Raw genomic sequence first — 609 nt, 5'->3', positions numbered from 1 at the left:
GTCGGCAAGACCATGGGCTTCGTCCAGTCGATCCCGGAAGCGACCATCTTCGCGCTCGACCCGCCGCCGATCCAGGCGCTGGGCAACGCGACCGGCTTCTCGATGAAGATCGAGGATCGCTCGGGCCTGGGTGAGGCGGCGTTGCAGCAGGCACAGGGTGCCATTCTCGCCAAGGCGTCGCAGAACAAGGCGCTAATGGGGGTTCGTCCGGAAGGTCTGGGGCCGGCGCCGCAGCTCTATGTGGATATAGACCGCATCCAGGCACGGGCACTCGGTCTCCAGATCGCCGACGTCAACCAGACACTGTCGATCGCTTTCGGTTCGGCCTATGCCAATGACTTCGTTCGCGAAGGCAATGTGCTGCGCGTCTATCTGCAGGCCGATGCGCCGCAGCGCATGTCGCCCGACGACGTGCTGGCGCTGCGTGTCCGCAATCAGCAGGGCAATATGGTGCCCTTCTCGGCCTTCACGAAGGTGCGTTGGCAGAATGGTCCGCAGCAGTTGGAGCGGTATAACGGCTATCCGTCGCTGACCGTCTCCGGCATGGCTGCGCCCGGCCAGTCGACCGGGACCGCGCTCAACGCGATGGAGCAGATCGCACGCGAAGTC

The 609-nt window shown here is 64.5% G+C and carries 1 protein-coding gene; it reads left to right on the top strand.

From position 1 onward, the window contains the following. Positions 1–609 (top strand): efflux RND transporter permease subunit (locus D1614_RS28360; RefSeq protein WP_175579313.1); only part of this gene is annotated, 609 nt, incomplete at both ends.

It is taken from the genome of Maribellus luteus (assembly GCF_003576475.1).
Classification (GTDB): domain Bacteria; phylum Bacteroidota; class Bacteroidia; order Bacteroidales; family Prolixibacteraceae; genus Draconibacterium; species Draconibacterium luteum.
This window is presented reverse-complemented; position numbering and strand designations above follow the sequence as displayed.